The organism is Geomonas ferrireducens (genome assembly GCF_004917065.1).
Classification (GTDB): Bacteria; Desulfobacterota; Desulfuromonadia; order Geobacterales; family Geobacteraceae; genus Geomonas; species Geomonas ferrireducens.
In genome coordinates this window covers 1136230-1155235 of sequence record NZ_SSYA01000001.1, presented here as the reverse complement: position 1 = coordinate 1155235, position 19006 = coordinate 1136230, and the positions used below count along the sequence as shown (strand labels likewise).

Here is a 19006-nt window from a genome sequence, read left to right as displayed (position 1 = left end):
ATGGCGGCATCCGTCACCGCGGGAACGAAGCTTCGAGCGGCCATAGAGCAGGAGCGGCCGCTGCAGATCGTTGGCGCCGTCAACGCCTACTGCGCCATGCTCGCCGAGGCGGCGGGGCACCGGGCCCTCTACCTCTCTGGGGCGGGCGTCGCCAACGCCTCCTACGGCTGTCCCGATCTGGGAATAACCTGCCTCGATGATGTCCTGGAAGACGCCCGCCGGATCACCGGCGCCTGCGAACTCCCGCTATTGGTGGACATCGACACGGGGTGGGGGTCGCCCTTCACGATAGCTCGTGCGGTAAGAGAGATGACCCGGGCGGGCGTCGCCGCAATTCATATCGAGGACCAGGTCTTCCCCAAACGCTGCGGACACCGCCCCAACAAGAGCGTGGTCGAAAGGGAAAAGATGGTCGACCGGATCAAGGCGGCGGTGGATGCCAAAGCGGATGCTTCCTTCATCATCATGGCGCGCACCGACGCCCTCGCCTGCGAGGGGATCGATTCAGCCATCGAGCGCGCCTCCCTTTACGTGGAGGCAGGCGCGGACGCGATCTTCGCCGAGGCGGCGACCGACCTGGAACAGTACCGGAGGTTCGCCGAAGCGGTGCCGGTGCCCATTCTCGCCAACATCACCGAGGGAGGGCGGACGCCGCTCTTCACGGCGAAGGAACTCTCGGCGGTCGGGGTCGCCATGGTTCTCTACCCCCTCAGTGCCTTCCGGGCCATGAGCAAGGTAGCCTCGCTGGTCTACGAGACCATCCATTGCACCGGTACCCAGCGCGATCTGCTCGGGTTGATGCAGTCACGCGAGGAGCTGTACCGGGTCCTCGGATACCGGGAGTACGAGGAGAGGCTGGACCGGCTCATGAAGGGGAGGGGAGATGACGGTAACTGAGGAAACCAACAGCACCGCTGAGATCAATGTACGGCCTTCGGCCGACCTGGAAATGATCGCCATCGCCCGCTACATCAAAGAGGCGACCATCACCAGCGAGGAAGCCTACCGGACTGCGGCCCTTAGCCTGATGGACGCCATGGGATGCGCCGTCCTCGCGTCAAGGTTCTCCGACTGCACGAAGCTCCTCGGGCCGGTGGCGCCGGATACGGTGGTGCCGCACGGATGCCGTGTGCCGGGAACCCGCTTCGAACTCGATCCCGTGAGCGGCGCCTTCAACATCGGCACCTTGATCAGGTGGCTCGACTACAACGACACTTGGCTTGCCGCTGAATGGGGGCATCCGTCCGACAACCTCGGAGGAATCCTGGCCGTCGCCGATCACCTGAGCCGGAGAAGGGTAGCTGAAGGGATGGCCCCCCTCACCATGCGCGACGTCTTGACCGCGATGATCAAGGCGCATGAAATCCAGGGGTGCCTCGCGCTGGAAAACAGCTTGAACGCCGTCGGGCTCGACCACGTGGCGCTTGTGAAGGTGGCGACCGCCGCGGTGGTGACCGATCTCTTGGGGGGAACGCTCGAACAGGTGGTCGACGCGGTTTCCCAGGCGTGGGTGGACGGCCAGAGCCTAAGGATCTACCGCCAGGCGCCCAACACGGGATCGCGCAAATCCTGGGGGGCGGGGGACGCAACGAGCCGGGGCGTGTGGCTCGCGCTTTTGACCATGCGGGGTGAAGCCGGGTACCCGGGGGCGCTCTCTGCCAAGGGGTGGGGCTTCTACGACGTATGTTTCCGAGGAGAACCTTTCCGTTTCCAACGCCCGTACGAAAGCTACGTGATGGAAAACGTCCTTTTCAAAGTGGCCTACCCCGCGGAGTTCCATGCCCAGAGCGCGCTCGAGGCGGCGATCAGGCTGCACCCTGAGGTGAAGGGGCGGCTCTCCGAGATCGAGCGGGTGGAGATCCGCACCCATCGCGCGGCGCTCCGGATCATCAGCAAGACGGGAGAGCTGCATAACCCCGCCGACCGAGACCACTGCCTCCAGTACATCACCGCGGTCGGCCTCATCTTCGGCGGACTCACGGCGACCGACTACCTGGACGAAAGGGCTGCCGATCCTCGCATCGACGACCTCAGGCGGAAGATGGCGGTTACCGAGGAGGAGCGTTACAGCCTCGACTATCTGGACCCTCAGAAGCGCTCGATCGCGAGTTCGGTGCAGATCTTTTACCGGGACGGAGGGCAAAGCGAGGAGGTGGAGGTGGAGTACCCGCTCGGTCACCGGCGTCGGCGCGCCGAGGCCTTGCCGCTCATCCTCAGGAAACTCGACGATAACCTCGCCACCCTTCCCGGGGAACGGGCCGCAGGCGTCATGGAACTGAGCCGCGACCGGCAGCGCCTCGAGGAGACCCCCGTCAACGACTTCATGGCACTTTTTACCGTTTGACCTGCTGCAGAAACCGCAAGCGCTTGCACTCATCCGCAGCTTAACAACAACCACAAGGAGATGAACATGGCTCTAAAGGAAGCCGTCAGGCGAAAGCTCGACGAGTTCAGGCCGAGGACCACCCGGCTGGCGAAAGAGTACGGCAAGGTGAAGATCGACGAAGTGACCATCGAACAGTGCATCGGCGGGGCGCGGGACATCCGCTGCCTGGTAACCGACATTTCATATCTCGACCCGCAGGAAGGGATCCGTTTCCGCGGCAAGACCATTCCGGAGACCTTCGCGGCCCTCCCCAAGGCCCCCGGTTCCGAGTACCCGACCGTGGAATCGTTCTGGTATTTCCTCCTTACCGGCGAGGTGCCGACGCAGGCACAGGTGGACGAGGTGCTCGCGGATTGGAAGAAGCGCCAGGAGGTGCCGGGGTACGTTTTCGACATCATCAGGGCCATGCCGCGCGACAGCCACCCGATGACCATGCTTTCCACCGGTATCGGTGCCATGCAGCGGGAATCGAAGTTCGCCGCCTACTACACCTCGGGGAGTTTCAACAAGCTCGGCGCGTGGGAGTACGTCTACGAGGACGCGTGCGACATCGTCGCCCGCATTCCGGTGCTGGCAGCCTTCATCTACAACCTGAAGTACCGTGACGACGCACCGCTCGCGATCGACCCGTCGCTCGACATGGGAGCGAACTTCGCCCGCATGATCGGCCAGGGTGACGAGTACATGGATGTGGCACGCATGTACTTCATCCTCCACTCCGACCACGAGTCCGGCAACGTTTCCGCTCATGCCACCCATCTCGTGCACTCGGCGCTCTCCGACCCGTACCTCTCCTATGCCGCCGGGCTGAACGGGCTGGCAGGTCCGCTCCACGGCCGCGCCAATCAGGAGGTGCTCGACTGGACCTTGAAGTTCCAAAAGAAATACTGCAGCAACGAGGAGCCGACCCGCGAGCTCATCACCAAGGCGCTCTGGGACACCCTGAATTCCGGCCAAGTCATCCCGGGGTACGGCCACGCGGTGCTCAGGAAAACCGACCCGCGCTACACCTCGCAGCGGGAGTTCTGCCAGAAACACCTCCCGGAGGACCCGCTTTTCAAGCTGGTTTCCATGATCTTCGAGGTGGCCCCGGGGGTGCTCGCCGAGCACGGCAAGACCAAGAACCCCTGGCCCAACGTGGACGCACAGTCCGGCGTCATCCAGTGGCATTACGGGGTGAAGGAGTGGGACTTCTATACCGTGCTCTTCGGAGTAGGGCGCGCGCTCGGGTGCATGGCCAACCTCACCTGGGATCGCGGGCTTGGATACGCCATAGAGCGGCCGAAGTCGGTGACCACCTCGATGCTTGAGAAGTGGGCCGCGGAAGGCGGCCGCAGCTAGCCTTTTTTTTAACGCGCAACGTATACGACAAAATAAAACAAGGAGAAAACGTCATGTCCGAATATGGAACACTGCAGGACCGCGTCCGCTGCAAGTCGCTCTTAAAAAAGGTGATGACGCCGGAACAGACCATCCAATTTTTCAAGCCCGGTATGAACCTAGGCTGGTCGGGCTTCACCCCGGCCGGCTACCCGAAAGCGGTGCCGATCGCCCTGGCCGATCACGTGGAGAAGAACAACCTCCAAGGGAAGATGCGTTTCAACCTTTTCACCGGCGCCTCCGTCGGAGCCGAGACCGAGGACCGCTGGGCGAGCCTCGACATGCTGGATCGCCGCTGGCCCTACCAGACCGGCAAGAATATCGCGGCCGGCATCAACGAGGGGAGGATCAGGATGGGCGACAAGCACCTCTCCCTCTTCGCCCAGGACCTGGGTTACGGCTTCTACACCAAGGACACCGAAACAGGCAGGCTGGACATCGCCATCATCGAGGTCTCGGCCATCACCGAGGACGGCGGCCTCGTCCCCACCTCGTCGTGCGGAGTCATCCCGGAGATCCTCATGGTGTGCGACAAGATCATCGTCGAGGTGAACGTGGGGCAGCCCTCCTTCGAAGGGATGCACGACAACATCTCCTGCATGAACCCTCCCAATCGGCAGAGCCTCGACATCACCCGCGCCGATTCGAGGATAGGGACCACGTACGTTCCGTGCGACCCCGCGAAGATCGTCGCCGTCGTCGAGTCGCGTCATCGAGACAACGGCAGGGCCTTCTCCGAACAGGACGAGACCTCCGAGGCGATCGCGCGGAACATCATCGACTTCTTCAGCCACGAGGTGAAGGCGGGGCGCCTTCCGAAAAACCTCCTGCCGCTGCAGTCCGGGGTCGGTTCCATCGCCAACGCGGTCATCGGCGGGCTCGCCAAGGGGCCCTTCAGCGACCTGAGTGTCTACACCGAGGTCCTGCAGGACACCATGCTCGACCTGATCGATTCCGGCAAGCTGAACTGCGCGTCGTCCTGCTCCCTGTCGCTTTCGAAGGATGAAGGGTTCCCGCGCTTCTTCGCGAACATGGACAAGTACTCCGACAAGATCCTGCTGCGTCCGCTTTCCATCTCGAACGCCCCGGAACCGATCCGGCGCCTCGGGGTGATCGCGATGAACACACCGGTCGAGATCGACATCTACGCCCACGCAAACTCGACCCTCGTGGGGGGGACCCGCATGATCAACGGGATCGGCGGTTCCGGTGATTTCCTGCGTAACGGCTTCCTGAAGATCATGCACACGCCGTCGAGCCGTCCCTCGAAGACCGACCCGACCGGCATCACCTGCGTCGTGCCGCATTGCTCGCACATCGACCATACCGAGCATGACCTCGATTGCGTGGTCACCGAGCAGGGGCTCGCGGACCTGAGGGGGCTTGCCCCGAAGGAACGCGCGAAGAGGATCATCGAGAAATGCGCCCATCCGGACTACAAGCCGATCCTCACCGAGTACCTGGAGATGGCGAGCAAGGAGTGTCTGGCCCGGAAGGTGGGGCACGAGCCGCAGATGTGGGACCGTGCCTTCAAGATGCAGCTGAACCTCGCCCAGAACGGGACCATGAAGATAAAGAACTGGGACATAAAGATCGATCTCTGCGCATAGGGAGAGCCCGCGCCCCCGGCGGCCGTTCGACTGCCGTCGGGGGCGTTTCCATAAGAACCAGGCGGTGAAGATATTTGCCGTATATGAGGGGATCTTCTGCGGTCTGTCAGCGGTCTACGCCGGACTGGCGCAGGTGCTGAACGAGGTATATGGGAGGACGGTTGCTCGTACCGGCTCGGCGCGGGAACGGTGGCGCTATGAACGGCGAGTTATCTATTGAAAAACGATTCAGGCCGGTACCTGGGCCATGAAATCTGTAAAAAATTTGCGAATGCGCTGGCGGCGGCCGCAAGTTTTTCTGCGACTTAAGCTACCACCGTCGTACGTTCTTAGCCATCTTACTACTTCAAGATCTCAAATTTCTGGTGCGCCGTCGGATAACTTTTTGCTGCTCGGACATCGCGGCATCCGGTAATGACCTCAAGCCGCCTGCACGATCAGGTGATGATCCGCTCCGTGCGCAAGATCCTGTAGACCCCGACTTTCACGAAATCGTTCACTGCAAACCACGCGAGCGCGTAGCCCCAGACGAGCAGTGCGTACTGCCAGCCGATGGGCGCTATGAACCAGCCGTAGACAGCGAAGAGTGTAGCGGCGATCTTGGTCGAGGTTGCCGCCCAGAAGAGCAGGGGCGCCGGGTACGGGGGCTGCCAGAAACGGCGCTCGGTGCGGGTGGCGAAAATGGTCAGATGCCCGGCTATTGCAAGTTTCAGGAAGACGAAGCTTTGTACCGCGCCGTCGGGAAGTTTGAGGTAGACTCTGGCAATGTAGAAGATCCCAAAGCTTGCGATGACGCCCAAGACGCCAAGCACGGTTGCTACGGCCAGCACCTCAGTCATGTTCCAGCGAATTGGACGCTCGTCAACCTTGGTGTTGTCGAAGGCGATGGCGAGAATCGGGATGTCGTTGAGAAATGCCAGGATGATGATCATGATGGCTGTGACCGGGTAAAAATTGAAAATGAGGATGGACGCAGTCATGAAGAGTATCACGCGGATGGTCTCGGCGATCCGGTAGATGCTGTAGCTCTTCATCCTTTCGAAGGTGACCCTTGCTCCCTTGATCGCGTCGATGATGACCGACAGCCCGGGTGCCAGGAGAATAAGGTCGGCCGCAGCCCGGGCCGCATCCGTAGCCCCAGAGACGGCTATCCCCGCATCGGCCTTCTTCAGGGCGGGAGCGTCGTTTACCCCGTCGCCTGTCATGCCGACGATGTGCGTTCCCTTCTGCAGCCTGTCCACAATGAGGTACTTGTCCTCGGGGAATACCTGGGCGAACCCGTTGGCGTTCTCAATGAGGGCGATGATCTCCGATTCATGACTCTGGACATACCCCTTGGGTAGTGCGAGATTCTCGAACTCGTTTTCCAGGTTTTTTACCACCGAGTGGGCGAACCGCCGCACCTCCTCCGCCTCGACCTCAGGAGAGAGCTGCCTGAATATGGCCTTCGCAATCACCTCGCCCAAAAGGACCAGTTCCCGGGTGCTTGCCCCGCTCAGCTCCCGGGCGTTAGAAATTTCCGTACCGATGCCGAGCACTTCGGCGATATGTCGTGCGATGGCGACGTTGTCCCCGGTAACCATCTTGATGTTCAGGCCGAGACGCTTAGCTTCATCGATGGTGCTGCGTGAGTCTTCCCTGGGGGGATCGAAGAGAGGGATGAGTCCGACGAAGTCGAAAAATTGGTCCTCCAGCCGCTTCCGGGCCACCCCAAGGGTCCGGTAGCCCTTCTCGGCAAACTTCTCGACGAGCAGGGCCATTTCACGCTGTTCGAAATGCTCGTCGCACAGTCCGAAAACGACCTGAGGTGCCCCTTTGGTGACGATGAATCTGCTCTCTTCGGACTCGATCAGCGCCTCGGTCCTCTTGCGCACCGGATCGAAGGGGGTGAAGGAAATCTGGCGATTGTCAACGGCTCCCGGGGCGCCGGCACTGCCCCGGAGGCGTTCGAAGATGGGGATTTCGATCGGGTCACCGTTTTCCTCCCGGGAGGCGAGGGCAGCGCAGAGCAGAAGTTCATCGGTGTCGTGGCCTTTGGCGGGCACCGGATCGGCTACCGTCATCCGGTTCTGTGTAAGGGTCCCGGTCTTGTCGGAACAGAGAATGTCGACCCCGGCTAACTCTTCGATGGCGACCAGGCGATTGACGACCGCTTGCTTCTTCGCAAGGTTCATCGCACCCACCGCCATGGTCACGGAAAGGATGGCTGGCATGGCCACTGGTATTGCAGCGACCGTCAACACCAGGACGAAGCGGAGGATTTCCAGCATGTTCTCGTGCCGAAACATGGCTGTTATCAGAATGATCGCCGTCAGGAAGACGGTAATCGCGATCAGATAATTGCCGATATTGATGACGGCCTTCTGGAAGTGACTCTTTTCTTCCCGCTGCGCTTTAGCGACCAGCGCCACTGTCTTGCCGAAGAAGGTATTGAGCGCGGTGTTGGTGACAACACCCAGCATCTCGCCCTGCTTCACTACCGAGTTGGAGTAGGCGATGTCCCCAGATTTCTTGCTTGTCGGAAGGGACTCCCCTGTCAGGGCCGATTGGTCGACCAGAATATAATCACCTTCGATGAGTTTTATGTCCGCAGGTATCAAGTCACCGATTTTGACCTTTATAATGTCTCCCGGCACCAGGTTCCTCGCATCGATGGTCTGAAATTCGCCATCGCGGAGCACAAGGGCGTTTTTGGCCAGCTTTTCCTTGAGTACTCTTAGCGCGTTCAGCGCCTTCGACTCATGCAAGAAATCTATCAATACGTTGGTAATGAGCAGGATGGTGATGATCGTGAAGTCCTCCCACTTTCCGACCAGCGCCGAAAGGAGGGCTGCGGCTTCGATCATCCAAGGGATAGGCCCCCAAAATCGCCGCAATAACCTGTGAAAAAGAGATTCAGCTTTCGCGGGGATCTCGTTGCGTCCATAGAGCTTTACCCGCTTCTCTGCCTCGCTTACAGAAAGCCCGTTTGCTCTGTCTGTTCTCAGTTCCCCGAGAGCGTCCTCGATCGAAAGTGATGAAAACGATTCGGTGCTCTTAGTCAGGGAGCCTTGCGCAATTATCCGATCAGCCATCGCCGAGCCTCTGTAATTTCGCTGTTGCCGAAGACCCTAACCTGCCCTGGAATAAAAAAACCGAACGCCTGTACCGCTAGGCGGATCCACTCACATACTAACAATCCGTTGAGTATACCCGTTGAGCGGCCGCGATGTGGAACCAAGACGAATAAAAGCGTATTATAAATCTAGTTCCCTTAAGCTAGGGAGATGTCCATTGAGGAGAGATACCATGACAGACATCAAACGCATACTGGTCCTTAATCGGCTGTCGCAATACACTCACGATGCTTTGCGTTACGGAATGGTCTTGGCTAAGAGGTTCGAAGCCGAGCTTTGCATCCTGCGCGTCATCTCGAATCCTGTAGATATGGAAGCGGTCAACGCGCCCGGACTCTTCCTGAAGGGGGAAAAGTACAGGGATTACCGCGATTTGCAGGAGCAATATCAGGAGGATCTGGACAGGGCGATTTGCGGCGAAACCAAAGGGGAAGCTCGGGTTCGGGGGGTGGTCACGGACAAGGACCCGATTCCCGAGATCACGAGAATGGTGCGGGAGGAGCGATTTGACCTGCTGGTGATTCTCGCCCACGAGGAGGGACGTCTGGAGCATATGCTGTTCGGTGAGAACGACGGCCTGATCAGGAACCTTCCCTGCTCAATCCTGCTGGTGAAACATGAGCCGAGACAGGTAGGATAGCTGTTACGAGCACAATGACCAAACTTGCTTCCTCATCCTGTTTATGGTGGGCTAAAATTGAAATCCGGCCCGCAGCCTTGGGCCAGCAGTGATCTCCGGGGCCGCTCCATCACTTCGGCCATGACCGCTAAGGCGTGTTCCGGTGGAAGCGTTGTGTTGTGGCTCAATCGCGAGGAGGACGAGCATGAACGTGCGGCTTGACGGCAAACGGGCCGTCGTCACTGGCGGCAATTCCGGCATCGGTGAGGCGATTTCAGTGGGCCTCGCCGAAGCGGGCGCTCTAGTGGCAATCAACTATGTCGCCCATCCTGAGGCCGCGCATTCGCTCGTGCAGCGGATTCAGGAGCAAGGCGGCCTTGCCATGGCAATCCAGGCCGACGTATCCGATCCCGAGGCTATCGCGAAAATGTTCGAAAGCGTTCAGGTTGCCTGGGGTGGGGTTGATATCCTGGTCAACAATGCGGGCATCGATGGTGTTCGCGCCTTGGCCTGGGAGACGGATGTCGCCGCCTGGCAAAAAGTGATCGAGGTGAACCTGGTAGGAGCCTTCTATTGCGCCCGAGAAGCCCTGCGGCGGATGGTGCCGCAGAAAAGCGGCGTCATTCTCTCCATCAGCTCGGTGCATGAAGAAATTGCCTGGTCCGGTTACAGCGCCTACACTGCAAGCAAGGCTGCCGTATCCATGCTGACCAAGACCCTGGCCCAGGAAGCTGCGCCGCACGGGGTGCGCGTGCTTGCTGTTGCGCCCGGAGCGATCAAGACACCGATCAACCGCGCCGTCTGGAGCGATGCCGGGAGTTTGCAGGACTTGGTCGAGAAGATCCCGCTGAAGCGAATCGGAGCCCCCGAAGAAGTCGCCCGCATGGTGGTGGTACTCGCCTCTGACATCGCCTCCTATGTGACCGGTCGCACCATCTTCGTGGACGGGGGCATGACCGACTATCCCGACTTCGCCCATGGCGGTTAGTCGCGGCAAGTGGCCTGGCCTTTGACCGGCTGAAAAGAGCTGCGCTCCGAAACCAAACGAAAGGAGACATCATGAGTCCCTCGGATCGTTACGCGCCGGGATGGCCCGGCATCCCCGCACGCTGGACCTCCAGCGCCAAATCGGGTGTGGGTGTGTCCCTGAGCGACATGAGCCATGTTTGGTTCACTCTGAGCCACGGAATTTTCAACGAGATCTATTATCCACGGATAGACCAGGCCTGCGTGCGCGACATGGGGTTGATCGTCACCGACGGAGCGGATTTCCTCTCAGAGGAAAAGCGTGACGCCGCCAGCGAGGTTCAGTGGCTGGCCGACGGCGTGCCGGCCTTTCGTGTAGTGAACAGATGCCGCAAGGGTCGCTACCGTATCGAAAAGAAGATTCTGACCGACTCCAAGCGGGACACGGTGTTGCAGCAAACCCGATTCTTCGCCCAAGAAGGGGAGATTGCGAATTATCACCTGTACGTATTGCTTGCTCCGCACCTGGGCAATCACGGAGCCGGCAATACCGCCTGGGTTGGCGAATATAAAGGCATTTCCATGTTGTTCGCGGAAAGGGACGGGAACGCCCTCGCTTTGGCCTGCTCCGTTCCCTGGCGCAAGCGTTCCGTCGGATTTGTCGGGTTTTCGGATGGATGGCAGGATCTCTTCTCTCACAAACAGATGACCTGGGACTATACGCGGGCCGAGAACGGAAACATCGCCATGACGGCAGAGGTTGACCTGGAATCGGGTAATGGTGGATTTCTGTTAGCCTTGGGGTTCGGGCGCAATGCGGCCGAAGCGGGGAACCGTGCGCGCGCGGCACTTCAGGACGGCTTTGACGCTGCGCAATCGGAGTATGTTCAAGGGTGGAACAGATGGCAGGAGCTGTTGGTGCCACTCGACACGGATCGGGCATCCGGCCGGCCAAACTTTTACCGGGTGAGCACGACCGTCTTGCGTGTCCACGAGGCCTCCAATTTCCCCGGGGGAATAATCGCCAGCCTATCGATCCCGTGGGGGTTCAGCAAGGGGGACAACGATCTCGGCGGTTATCACCTCGCCTGGCCGCGCGACCTGGTGGAGTCGGCGGGGGGGCTTCTGGCTGCCGGGGGGCATGAGGAGGTTCGTCGCGTACTCTGTTATTTGCAGGCGACCCAAGAAGCCGACGGACACTGGGCACAGAACATGTGGTTGGATGGCACTCCCTACTGGAACGGCATCCAGATGGACGAAACAGCCCTGCCGGTCCTGCTCGTTGACCTGAGCCGGCGTGAAAAGGCACTGGCCGCAGACGATGTGGCCCGGTTCTGGCCTATGGTGCGGCAAGCCGTGGCATATCTGGTCCGCAACGGGCCGGTGAGCCCGCAGGACCGCTGGGAGGAAGATCCCGGCTATTCGCCATTCACGGTCGCCGCCGAAATCGCCGCGCTCCTGGCTGCGGCGGATCTGGCCGAAATGCAGCAGGAGCAGTCAATCGCAACGTATCTACGCGAGACTGCAGATGTGTGGACCGCGTCCATCGACCGCTGGATCTACGTGAAAGGTACTGATTGGTGCCGTAAGTTCGAGGTTGCGGGGTATTATGTCCGGATCGCACCGGTCGAGACAGGAGGCGGGGTGTCTCGCTTTCAAAAGGGTATTCCGATAAGAAACGTCGCCGCCGACCAAGCCGAAAGTCCTGCCTACCATCTGGTGAGCCCAGACGCGCTGGCCCTTGTTCGTTTTGGCCTGCGCAGCGCCGACGACCCGCGCATCCTCGATACGATCAAACTCATCGATGCTCTGCTCAGGGTGGAGACGCGACAGGGCTCCGCCTGGCGTCGCTACAACGGCGACGGCTACGGCGAACATGGGGATGGCGAACCGTTTGACGGTACTGGTATAGGCCGGGGGTGGCCTCTGCTGACCGGGGAGCGAGCCCATTATGAACTGGCGGCCGGCCGGGACGGAGACGCACGGCAACTTAAGGCGGCTATGGAAACCTTTGCCGGCGCGGAAGGGCTGTTTCCCGAGCAGATTTGGGACGGAACGGACCTGCCGGAGCGTGAGCTGTTTTTGGGCCGGCCGTCCGGTTCCGCCATGCCGCTTGCATGGGCACACGCCGAGTATGTGAAGTTGCTGCGTTCTCTGCACGATGGACGGGTCTTCGACATGCCACCGCAAACCGTGCAGCGCTACCTGGTGGAGAAAACGGAATCGCCGTTCATGGTGTGGCGTTTCAACCACAAGATCCGCTCCCTGCCAGCCGGCAAGATACTGCGCATCGAGACACTGGCCCCGGCGGTCATTCACTGGAGCGACGATGAATGGCACACGGTGCATGATGATAAAACGCGCGATACCGGGCTTTCGGTCCATAGCGTGGATCTGGCAACGGAATTGCTCCCGGCAGGAAAAGAGGTCAAATTCACCATTTATTGGCCGGACCAGGATCATCACGAAGGCAATGACTTCGTTGTCGGCGTCGAATCCCAGCAGCAGTTTTTTTGCTGAGAAGCCGCCGCGGCCGACCTTTCTGCAGGCTTAGTCCTCCGAGCGCCGCGACTGCCACCCTGAAAAACAGGGAATTGGGAAATTATAAAGAAAAGAGGCGCAACACCTGATGGGTTGCGCCTCTTTTCTTTACATGAACATTCCAGGTTCTGGTTAGAACGGGATCTCGTCGTCCGGGTTGAATACCGGCTCCTCGTAACCGCCACCCTGGTTGTAGTCCTGCTGGGGACGGCCGCCGCCCTGGCGCGGTGCGCCACCCTCGCCCTTCGCGGAGAGCATCTGCATCTTCTCACCCACGATCTCGGTGGTGTAGCGGTCCTTGCCGTCCTTGTCGGTCCACTTGCGGGTCTGCAGGCGCCCCTCGATATATACGGTCTTACCCTTGGCGAGGTATTCGCCGGCGATCTCGGCGAGACGCGCCCAAAGGGTGATGTTGTGCCATTCGGTCTTGTCTTCCCAGTTGCCGTCCTTGCCCTTGATCCGGTCGGTGGTGGCCAGGGAGAAGGAGGCTACGGCGGTGCCGCCGGCGGTGTAACGGACCTCGGGGTCCTTGCCCAGGTTGCCTATGAGCATCACCTTGTTCAGACTTGCCATGGGGGTGTTCTCCTTTGCGTTTTGAATTGGGGAAGTGTATAGAAAACGCGCCTTCATGGCAAGCGATATTGTTTGACTCTCATCGTAAAAAAAAGTAACGTAACCGGTCATGCTGAGAGCTCGTATCTACCTTCTTTTCTTCGTTCCGTACACGTTGTTATGCAGCCTCGCCGCCGTGATCGGCGGTCTGTTCGACGCTTCCGGCCGGGTGGGCCACGCCTGCGCGAGGGTCTGGAGCCTGGTCTCGCTCCCGGTGGCCGGGATCAAGGTCGAAGTGGAGGGGCTGGAAATGGTCCCGACCGAGGGGCCGGTCATCTACATGGGGAACCACCAGGGCAACTTCGACATCCTCGCCCTGACCCGCGCCATACCGCGCCTGTTCTCCTGGGTCGCCAAGGAGGAGCTCTTCCGGGTGCCGGTCTTCGGCGCCGCGATGCGCCGGGCCGGGTACATCCCGCTTGACCGCAGCGACGGCAGAAAGGCGCTGAAGAGCATGAACCAGGCGGCGCAGCGCATCGCCTCCGGTGCGAGCGTGGTCATCTTCCCGGAGGGGACCCGCACGAAGGACGGTGCGCTCCTTCCCTTCAAACGCGGCGCCTTCATGCTGGCGGTGCGCGCCGGGGTTCCCATCGTCCCCTTCACCATCAACGGCAGCAGGGCCATCAACCCTCGCAACCGGATCGAGCTTCGCCCCGGCACCATCAGGGTGAGCTTCGGCGCGCCGATCGAGGTCGCCGGCGTCGCCGAGGCCGAGCTCCTGGAACGGGTGCGCGCGGCGATCGCGGCAAAGCTGGAGGTTGACTAGATGTCGATCGTGTACCTCGTACCGGCCCTCTTCGGCGTCGCGCTCATCTTCTGGGGACTGCCGGCCGCACACCGACTGCGCTCCCCCTTGAACGTCCTCGCGGCGGCGGCCGTGCTTTTGGGCGTGGCGCTCCTCCTTCTGGGGACGCTCCTCACCGTGGCCCCGAACTTCTTCCGCGGATGACGCGCTAGGGACGTAACAGGAACGACATGGATAAGGTCAAGACCATAGCAATAAACGTGGCGGCAGTAGTCGCCATCTCCCTTGCCCTCCTCTGGGGTAACACCCTGTACCGGCAGTACGTGCAGTTCGACAAGGGGGAGAAGGCTCTGCTCGCCGGGGACTTCACCGCCGCTGTGGCGGGGTACGAGGCGGCCATCCACATGTACACCCCGGGAAGCTCGGTGGTGCCGCGCGCCGCGCAGAAACTGTGGGATCTCGGCCAGATGGCCGAGGGAAGGCACGACACGGCGCGGGCGCTCATCGCCTACCGCGCCCTGAGGAGCTCTTTCTACGCCGTGGCCGGTGCCTACGCGCCGGGACAGGACTGGATCGCGCGCTGTGATGCCCGCATCGCGGACCTCGTGCTGCAGCAGAAGGGGCGGCCGGGGCCTTCGGGGAATTAGATAACGGGTTTAGGTAACCGAAGCGGCTACCTCGGCTAAATCCCCCCTGTCCCCCCTTCGCAAAGGCGCTACGGGGGGCGGGCTCCCCCTTCGCAAAGGGGGGAACGCTTGGGCAACTTACTACTTCCAGGGAACAGACATCGTTCCACGGAATTATCCGAAGAACCGCGCAATAGGAGAAGGCTGCACCTTTGTGGGGACTTCCGATTAACACTTACCCCGCAAAGGTGCGGTCCGGTCGTGAAGCGGCCGACGAGCGACAGGCGGGGAGCGGGGGATGACGTCTCCCGACAAAGGAGCACTTTGGAAGCAACCAGTATCGAGAGTACCGGCCTGAAGTTCGTGGCGCTCGGAGGACTCGGCGAGATCGGCCTGAACATGGCGGCCTTCGAGTACGGCGAGGACATCGTCATCGTCGACTGCGGCCTCATGTTCCCGGAGCCGTACATGCTGGGGATCGACGTGGTGATCCCGGACATCGGCTACCTCCTGGAGCGGGCCGACCGCATCCGGGCCATCCTGCTCACGCACGGCCACGAGGACCACATCGGCGCGCTCCCCTACGTGCTGCGCGATATCAATCCCCCCATCTATGGCACCGCCCTCACCCTCGGCTTTGTGAAGGAGAAGCTCAAGGAGTTCGAACTGGACGAGAAGGTCGATCTCCGCGTGGTGAAGCCCAAGGACGTCATAGAGCTGGGCGATTTCATCGTGGAGTTCATCCGCGTCGCCCACTCCACGGTGGATGGTTGCGCCCTGGCCCTCACCTGCCCGGAGGGGGTGGTGATCCACACCGGCGACTTCAAGATCGACCAGACCCCGGTGGACGGAGAGCTCACCGATCTCACCACGTTCGCCCGTTACGGCCAAAGAGGTGTGCTCGCGCTCTTCGCCGATTCCACCAATGTGGAGCGCGAGGGGTACACCCTTTCGGAGCGGGTGGTGGGTGAGGCTTTCGACGAGATTTTCCCGAGCTGCGCGGGGCGCGTCATCGTCGCCGCCTTCTCTAGCAATATCCACCGTGTGCAGCAGGTGGTGGACGCGGCACGAAAGAGCGGCCGGAAGGTGCTTTTGAACGGCCGTTCCATGATCGCCAACGTGCAGATCGCCCGCGAACTAGGCTACTTGAGGGTCCCCGACGACGTCCTGATGGATCTGAAGGAGCTCCCGAGGCTCCCTAAAGAGCAGGTCTGCATGATCACCACCGGGAGCCAGGGGGAGCCCAGAAGCTCGCTGATCCGCATAGCGATGGACGATCACAAGCAGATCAAGCTGGAGCGGGGCGACACGGTGATCCTCTCCTCGCGTTTCATCCCGGGGAACGAGAAGACCATCTCGGATCTGATGAACCACCTCTACCGGCGCGGCGCCGAGGTGATCCACGAGAAGGTGTCCGAGGTGCACGTCTCGGGGCACGCAAGCCAGGAGGAGCTTAAGCTTGTGCACAACCTTGTGCGGCCCCGCTTCTTCGTCCCGGTGCACGGCGAGTACCGCCATCTCGTGAAGCACGCCCAACTGGCCCAAAAACTTGGCACACCTGAGAAGCGCTGCATCCTCGCGGTGAACGGCGACGTGGTGCTCTTCTCGGGAGACGAGGCTGCGGTCGTTGATCACGTGAACACGGGGCGGGTCTTCGTGGACGGCAAGGGAGTCGGCGACGTCGGCAACGTGGTCTTAAAGGACAGGAAGCATCTCTCCGAGGACGGCATGGTGGTAGTCATCGTCGGCATCAACCAGGTGAGCGGCGAGATCATCTACGGTCCGGACATCGTGTCGCGCGGCTTCATCTTCGAGGACGAGAGCCAGCAGTACCTGGACGAGGCTAAGAAGGTGGTGCTGGACACGCTCGCCCTGGTGAGCTGCGAGGCGCTCACCGACTGGAGCGAGGTGAAGCTCGAGGTGCGCCGCGTGCTGCGCCGTTTCTTCAACAAGACCATAGAGAGGCGGCCGGTGATCCTGCCGCTTGTTTTGGAAATGTAATCACCCCATCCCCAACCTTCCCCCATCCGGGGAGGGAGTCCAAAACACGGGTAACGCATGACGACTGAAGAGAAGATCGAAAAGAAGGAAAAGGTTACCAAGGAAGTGAAGGGGATGGCCTTCGGCGCCGCCGGGATCTTCCTGTTCGTGGCGCTCGCCTCCTACCACGGCGAGGACCTCTCCTTCAACAGCGTCTCCACGCTCACCCAGACCCGGAACCTCGGGGGACGCTTCGGAGCCGAGCTGGCGGACTTCTTTCTGCAGCTTTTCGGGCTTGCCTCCTACATCTTCCCCTGCAACCTGATCTACCTGGCCTACCGCTCCTTCACCTCGGACCCGGTCCGCTGGCGGCGCTACAAGGCCGTAGGCTTCGTCCTGCTGGTGGTCTCGGTCGCGGGGCTTTTCGCCTTCAACCTGCAGTTCACCGAGTTCCTGGGGCAGCGCGTTCCGACCGGCGGCTTCATCGGCTTCCAAAGTTCCGCCCTCTTGAAGCGCGCCTTCGGCACGGTGGGGGCGCTCCTCATCCTCCTCCCGATGCTGGCGGCGAGCGCCATGTTGCTTTCGCGCTTCTCCTTCGTCCTCTTCGCCAACTGGTGGATGACGGCGCTGAAGGATAGCTGGGAAAAGAGCAAGCAGCGCCGGGCACTCGCGCGCGAGCTCGCCTCCGAGAAGGGGGCAAAAGAGGAGAAGCCGAGGCAGCACGCGGCACCGGTCATCAAGCCCCCCGTGGTGCCGCCGCCGGTTCCCGCGCCGGTAGCCAAGAAGGAGAAGAAGAGGGACGAGAAGAAGAGCGAGCCGGTGCAGGAGGCCTTCGATTTCATCAAGGCCGAAGGGGACTTCAAGACCCCGCCGCTTTCCCTGCTTGATCCTCCGCCCGAGGGGGCGAAGCGCCAGGACAAGGAAACGCTCACCATGAACGCGCGGCTCATGGAGAAAAAGCTGAAGGACTTCGGTGTGGAAGGGGAGGTGGTGGAGATCTGCCCCGGCCCGGTCATCACCATGTACGAGTTCTCCCCGGGCCCCGGCATCAAGGTAAGCCGCATCGCTGGCCTCTCCGACGACCTGACCATGGCGCTGCAGGCCCACTCGATCCGCATCGTCGCCCCGATTCCTGGCAAGGGGGTGGTCGGCATCGAGCTCCCGAACCGCGAGCGAGAGATGGTGTCGCTCCGGGAGATCTTCAACTCCGAGCAGTTCCACAAGGGGAAGATGAAGCTCCCGATGGCGCTCGGAAAAGACATCGCCGGCATCCCGCTCGTCACCGATCTCGCCAAGATGCCGCACCTGCTGGTCGCGGGGGCCACCGGCTCGGGTAAATCGGTCGCCATCAACACGATGATCCTGTCGCTTCTCTACACCTCGACCCCGACCGACGTGAGGATCATCATGGTCGACCCGAAGATGCTGGAGCTCTCGGTGTACGAGGGGATCCCGCACCTTTTGCTCCCGGTGGTCACCAACCCGAAGAAGGCGGCGCTCGCCCTCAAGTGGGCGGTCGAGGAGATGGGGCGGCGCTACCGGCTCATGTCGGACAAGGGGGTCAGGAACATCGACTCCTACAACCGCGAGTTGGAGCGGGAAGAGAAAGAAAAGGCGGAGAACCTGGCGCGCGAGACCGTGGTGGTCGAGGAACTCGTGGACGAGGTGGAAGAACACGAGGATCCGGAAGACATGGAAGCGCGCGAGGCGGCGATCCAGGCCTTCCTCGCCAAGGAAGACCAGCTGGAGCACGGCCATCTCCCCTACATCGTGGTCATCGTGGACGAGCTCGCCGACCTGATGATGGTCGCCGGGCGCGAGATCGAGGAGTCCATCGCGCGGCTCGCCCAGATGGCCCGCGCCGCCGGCATCCATTTGATCCTCGCGACGCAGCGCCCGTCCGTCGACGTCATCACCGGCCTCATCAAGGCGAACTTCCCGGCGAGGATCTCCTTCCAGGTCTCCTCGAAGATCGACTCGCGCACCATCCTGGACGGCAACGGCGCCGAGTCGCTGCTCGGCATGGGGGACATGCTCTTCCTGCCGCCGGGGACGTCGAAGATGCAGCGCGCCCACGGCGCCTTCGTCTCCGACTCCGAGGTGCAGCGCGTGGTCGAGTTCCTGAAGAAGCAGGGAAAGCCGGTCTACGAGAAGTCGATCCTCGAGATGAAGGCCTCCGACGAGAAGGGAGCGGGCGACGAGGAGGAAGAGGTGGACGAGCGCTACGACGACGCCCTGGCCCTGGTGGCTGAGGCGAAGCAGGCCTCGATCTCCATGATCCAGCGCCGCCTGAGGATCGGCTACAACCGCGCCGCCCGCATCATCGAGAAGATGGAGCAGGAAGGGGTGATCGGCCCCTCCGACGGCACCAGCAAGCCCCGCGAAGTTTTCATCAACAAGATCTAGCAGGGGGCCGGCTCCGCAG

At 61.4% G+C, this 19006-nt stretch carries 14 protein-coding genes; 12 read left to right on the top strand and 2 right to left on the bottom strand.

Annotated elements, in window-relative coordinates:
* The 4 genes from prpB (at position 1) to E8L22_RS04960 (ending at position 5376) form a co-directional block, all read left to right on the top strand.
* Positions 1-897, top strand: a complete 897-nt coding sequence (gene prpB, locus E8L22_RS04975; RefSeq protein ID WP_136524113.1) for a methylisocitrate lyase — start codon at positions 1-3, stop codon at positions 895-897.
* Complete coding sequence (locus E8L22_RS04970) at positions 884-2344, top strand: bifunctional 2-methylcitrate dehydratase/aconitate hydratase (RefSeq protein ID WP_136524112.1); 1461 nt, start codon at positions 884-886, stop codon at positions 2342-2344. Before prpB ends, E8L22_RS04970 begins: the two co-directional genes overlap by 14 nt.
* A 66-nt stretch (positions 2345-2410) precedes the next feature.
* The gene (locus E8L22_RS04965; RefSeq protein WP_136524111.1) at positions 2411-3727 is read left to right on the top strand and encodes a citrate (Si)-synthase; all 1317 of its coding nucleotides are present in this window, start codon (positions 2411-2413) and stop codon (positions 3725-3727) included.
* Positions 3728-3780: 53 nt separating this feature from the next.
* On the top strand, positions 3781-5376 hold the full coding sequence (locus tag E8L22_RS04960; RefSeq protein WP_136524110.1) for an acetyl-CoA hydrolase/transferase C-terminal domain-containing protein: 1596 nt from the start codon (positions 3781-3783) through the stop codon (positions 5374-5376).
* A 437-nt stretch (positions 5377-5813) separates the two neighbouring features.
* On the opposite strand, the gene E8L22_RS04955 is transcribed toward E8L22_RS04960, so the two are convergent.
* Positions 5814-8450, bottom strand: a complete 2637-nt coding sequence (locus E8L22_RS04955) for a plasma-membrane proton-efflux P-type ATPase (protein WP_136524109.1) — start codon at positions 8448-8450, stop codon at positions 5814-5816.
* Positions 8451-8664: 214 nt separating this feature from the next.
* Between E8L22_RS04955 and E8L22_RS04950 the strand changes: the two genes are divergently transcribed.
* The 3 genes from E8L22_RS04950 to E8L22_RS04940 all read left to right on the top strand — a co-directional run bounded on the left by E8L22_RS04950 (position 8665) and on the right by E8L22_RS04940 (position 12597).
* Positions 8665-9132 (top strand): universal stress protein, encoded by a 468-nt coding sequence (locus tag E8L22_RS04950; protein ID WP_136524108.1) that lies wholly within the window; start codon positions 8665-8667, stop codon positions 9130-9132.
* A gap of 184 nt (positions 9133-9316) precedes the next feature.
* Positions 9317-10099, top strand: a complete 783-nt coding sequence (locus E8L22_RS04945; RefSeq protein WP_136524107.1) for an SDR family oxidoreductase — start codon at positions 9317-9319, stop codon at positions 10097-10099.
* A gap of 71 nt (positions 10100-10170) precedes the next feature.
* Positions 10171-12597 carry a glucan 1,4-alpha-glucosidase gene (locus tag E8L22_RS04940; protein ID WP_136524106.1) on the top strand — a complete coding sequence of 809 codons (2427 nt, stop codon included), beginning with the start codon at positions 10171-10173 and terminating at the stop codon, positions 12595-12597.
* Positions 12598-12750: 153 nt separating this feature from the next.
* Here E8L22_RS04940 and E8L22_RS04935 read toward each other — a convergent pair whose 3' ends face one another.
* On the bottom strand, positions 12751-13191 hold the full coding sequence (locus tag E8L22_RS04935) for a single-stranded DNA-binding protein (RefSeq protein ID WP_129125152.1): 441 nt from the start codon (positions 13189-13191) through the stop codon (positions 12751-12753).
* A gap of 109 nt (positions 13192-13300) precedes the next feature.
* Here E8L22_RS04935 and E8L22_RS04930 point away from each other — a divergent pair, with 109 nt between their 5' ends.
* The 5 genes from E8L22_RS04930 to E8L22_RS04910 all read left to right on the top strand — a co-directional run bounded on the left by E8L22_RS04930 (position 13301) and on the right by E8L22_RS04910 (position 18987).
* Positions 13301-13996 (top strand): lysophospholipid acyltransferase family protein, encoded by a 696-nt coding sequence (locus E8L22_RS04930; protein WP_136524105.1) that lies wholly within the window; start codon positions 13301-13303, stop codon positions 13994-13996.
* Complete coding sequence (locus E8L22_RS04925; protein WP_136524104.1) at positions 13997-14179, top strand: hypothetical protein; 183 nt, start codon at positions 13997-13999, stop codon at positions 14177-14179. It abuts the gene before it with no gap.
* A 26-nt stretch (positions 14180-14205) separates the two neighbouring features.
* On the top strand, positions 14206-14622 hold the full coding sequence (locus tag E8L22_RS04920) for a hypothetical protein (protein ID WP_136524103.1): 417 nt from the start codon (positions 14206-14208) through the stop codon (positions 14620-14622).
* 303 nt (positions 14623-14925) lie between these two features.
* Positions 14926-16602 (top strand): ribonuclease J, encoded by a 1677-nt coding sequence (locus E8L22_RS04915; protein WP_136524102.1) that lies wholly within the window; start codon positions 14926-14928, stop codon positions 16600-16602.
* A gap of 57 nt (positions 16603-16659) precedes the next feature.
* Entirely contained in the window at positions 16660-18987 is a 2328-nt protein-coding gene (locus tag E8L22_RS04910) for a DNA translocase FtsK (RefSeq protein WP_136524101.1), read from the top strand.
* Positions 18988-19006: the final 19 nt, after the last annotated feature.

Bases quoted from the DNA above. Each gene is read 5' to 3' on its own strand.
- E8L22_RS04950 (WP_136524108.1), top strand. From the start codon at position 8,665: ATGACAGACATCAAACGCATACTGGTCCTTAATCGGCTGTCGCAATAC.
- E8L22_RS04920 (WP_136524103.1), top strand. From the start codon at position 14,206: ATGGATAAGGTCAAGACCATAGCAATAAACGTGGCGGCAGTAGTCGCC.
- E8L22_RS04925 (WP_136524104.1), top strand. From the start codon at position 13,997: ATGTCGATCGTGTACCTCGTACCGGCCCTCTTCGGCGTCGCGCTCATC.
- E8L22_RS04930 (WP_136524105.1), top strand. From the start codon at position 13,301: ATGCTGAGAGCTCGTATCTACCTTCTTTTCTTCGTTCCGTACACGTTG.
- E8L22_RS04935 (WP_129125152.1), bottom strand. From the start codon at position 13,191: ATGGCAAGTCTGAACAAGGTGATGCTCATAGGCAACCTGGGCAAGGAC.
- E8L22_RS04940 (WP_136524106.1), top strand. From the start codon at position 10,171: ATGAGTCCCTCGGATCGTTACGCGCCGGGATGGCCCGGCATCCCCGCA.
- E8L22_RS04960 (WP_136524110.1), top strand. From the start codon at position 3,781: ATGTCCGAATATGGAACACTGCAGGACCGCGTCCGCTGCAAGTCGCTC.
- E8L22_RS04965 (WP_136524111.1), top strand. From the start codon at position 2,411: ATGGCTCTAAAGGAAGCCGTCAGGCGAAAGCTCGACGAGTTCAGGCCG.
- E8L22_RS04910 (WP_136524101.1), top strand. From the start codon at position 16,660: ATGACGACTGAAGAGAAGATCGAAAAGAAGGAAAAGGTTACCAAGGAA.
- E8L22_RS04970 (WP_136524112.1), top strand. From the start codon at position 884: ATGACGGTAACTGAGGAAACCAACAGCACCGCTGAGATCAATGTACGG.
- E8L22_RS04945 (WP_136524107.1), top strand. From the start codon at position 9,317: ATGAACGTGCGGCTTGACGGCAAACGGGCCGTCGTCACTGGCGGCAAT.
- E8L22_RS04955 (WP_136524109.1), bottom strand. From the start codon at position 8,450: ATGGCTGATCGGATAATTGCGCAAGGCTCCCTGACTAAGAGCACCGAA.
- prpB (WP_136524113.1), top strand. From the start codon at position 1: ATGGCGGCATCCGTCACCGCGGGAACGAAGCTTCGAGCGGCCATAGAG.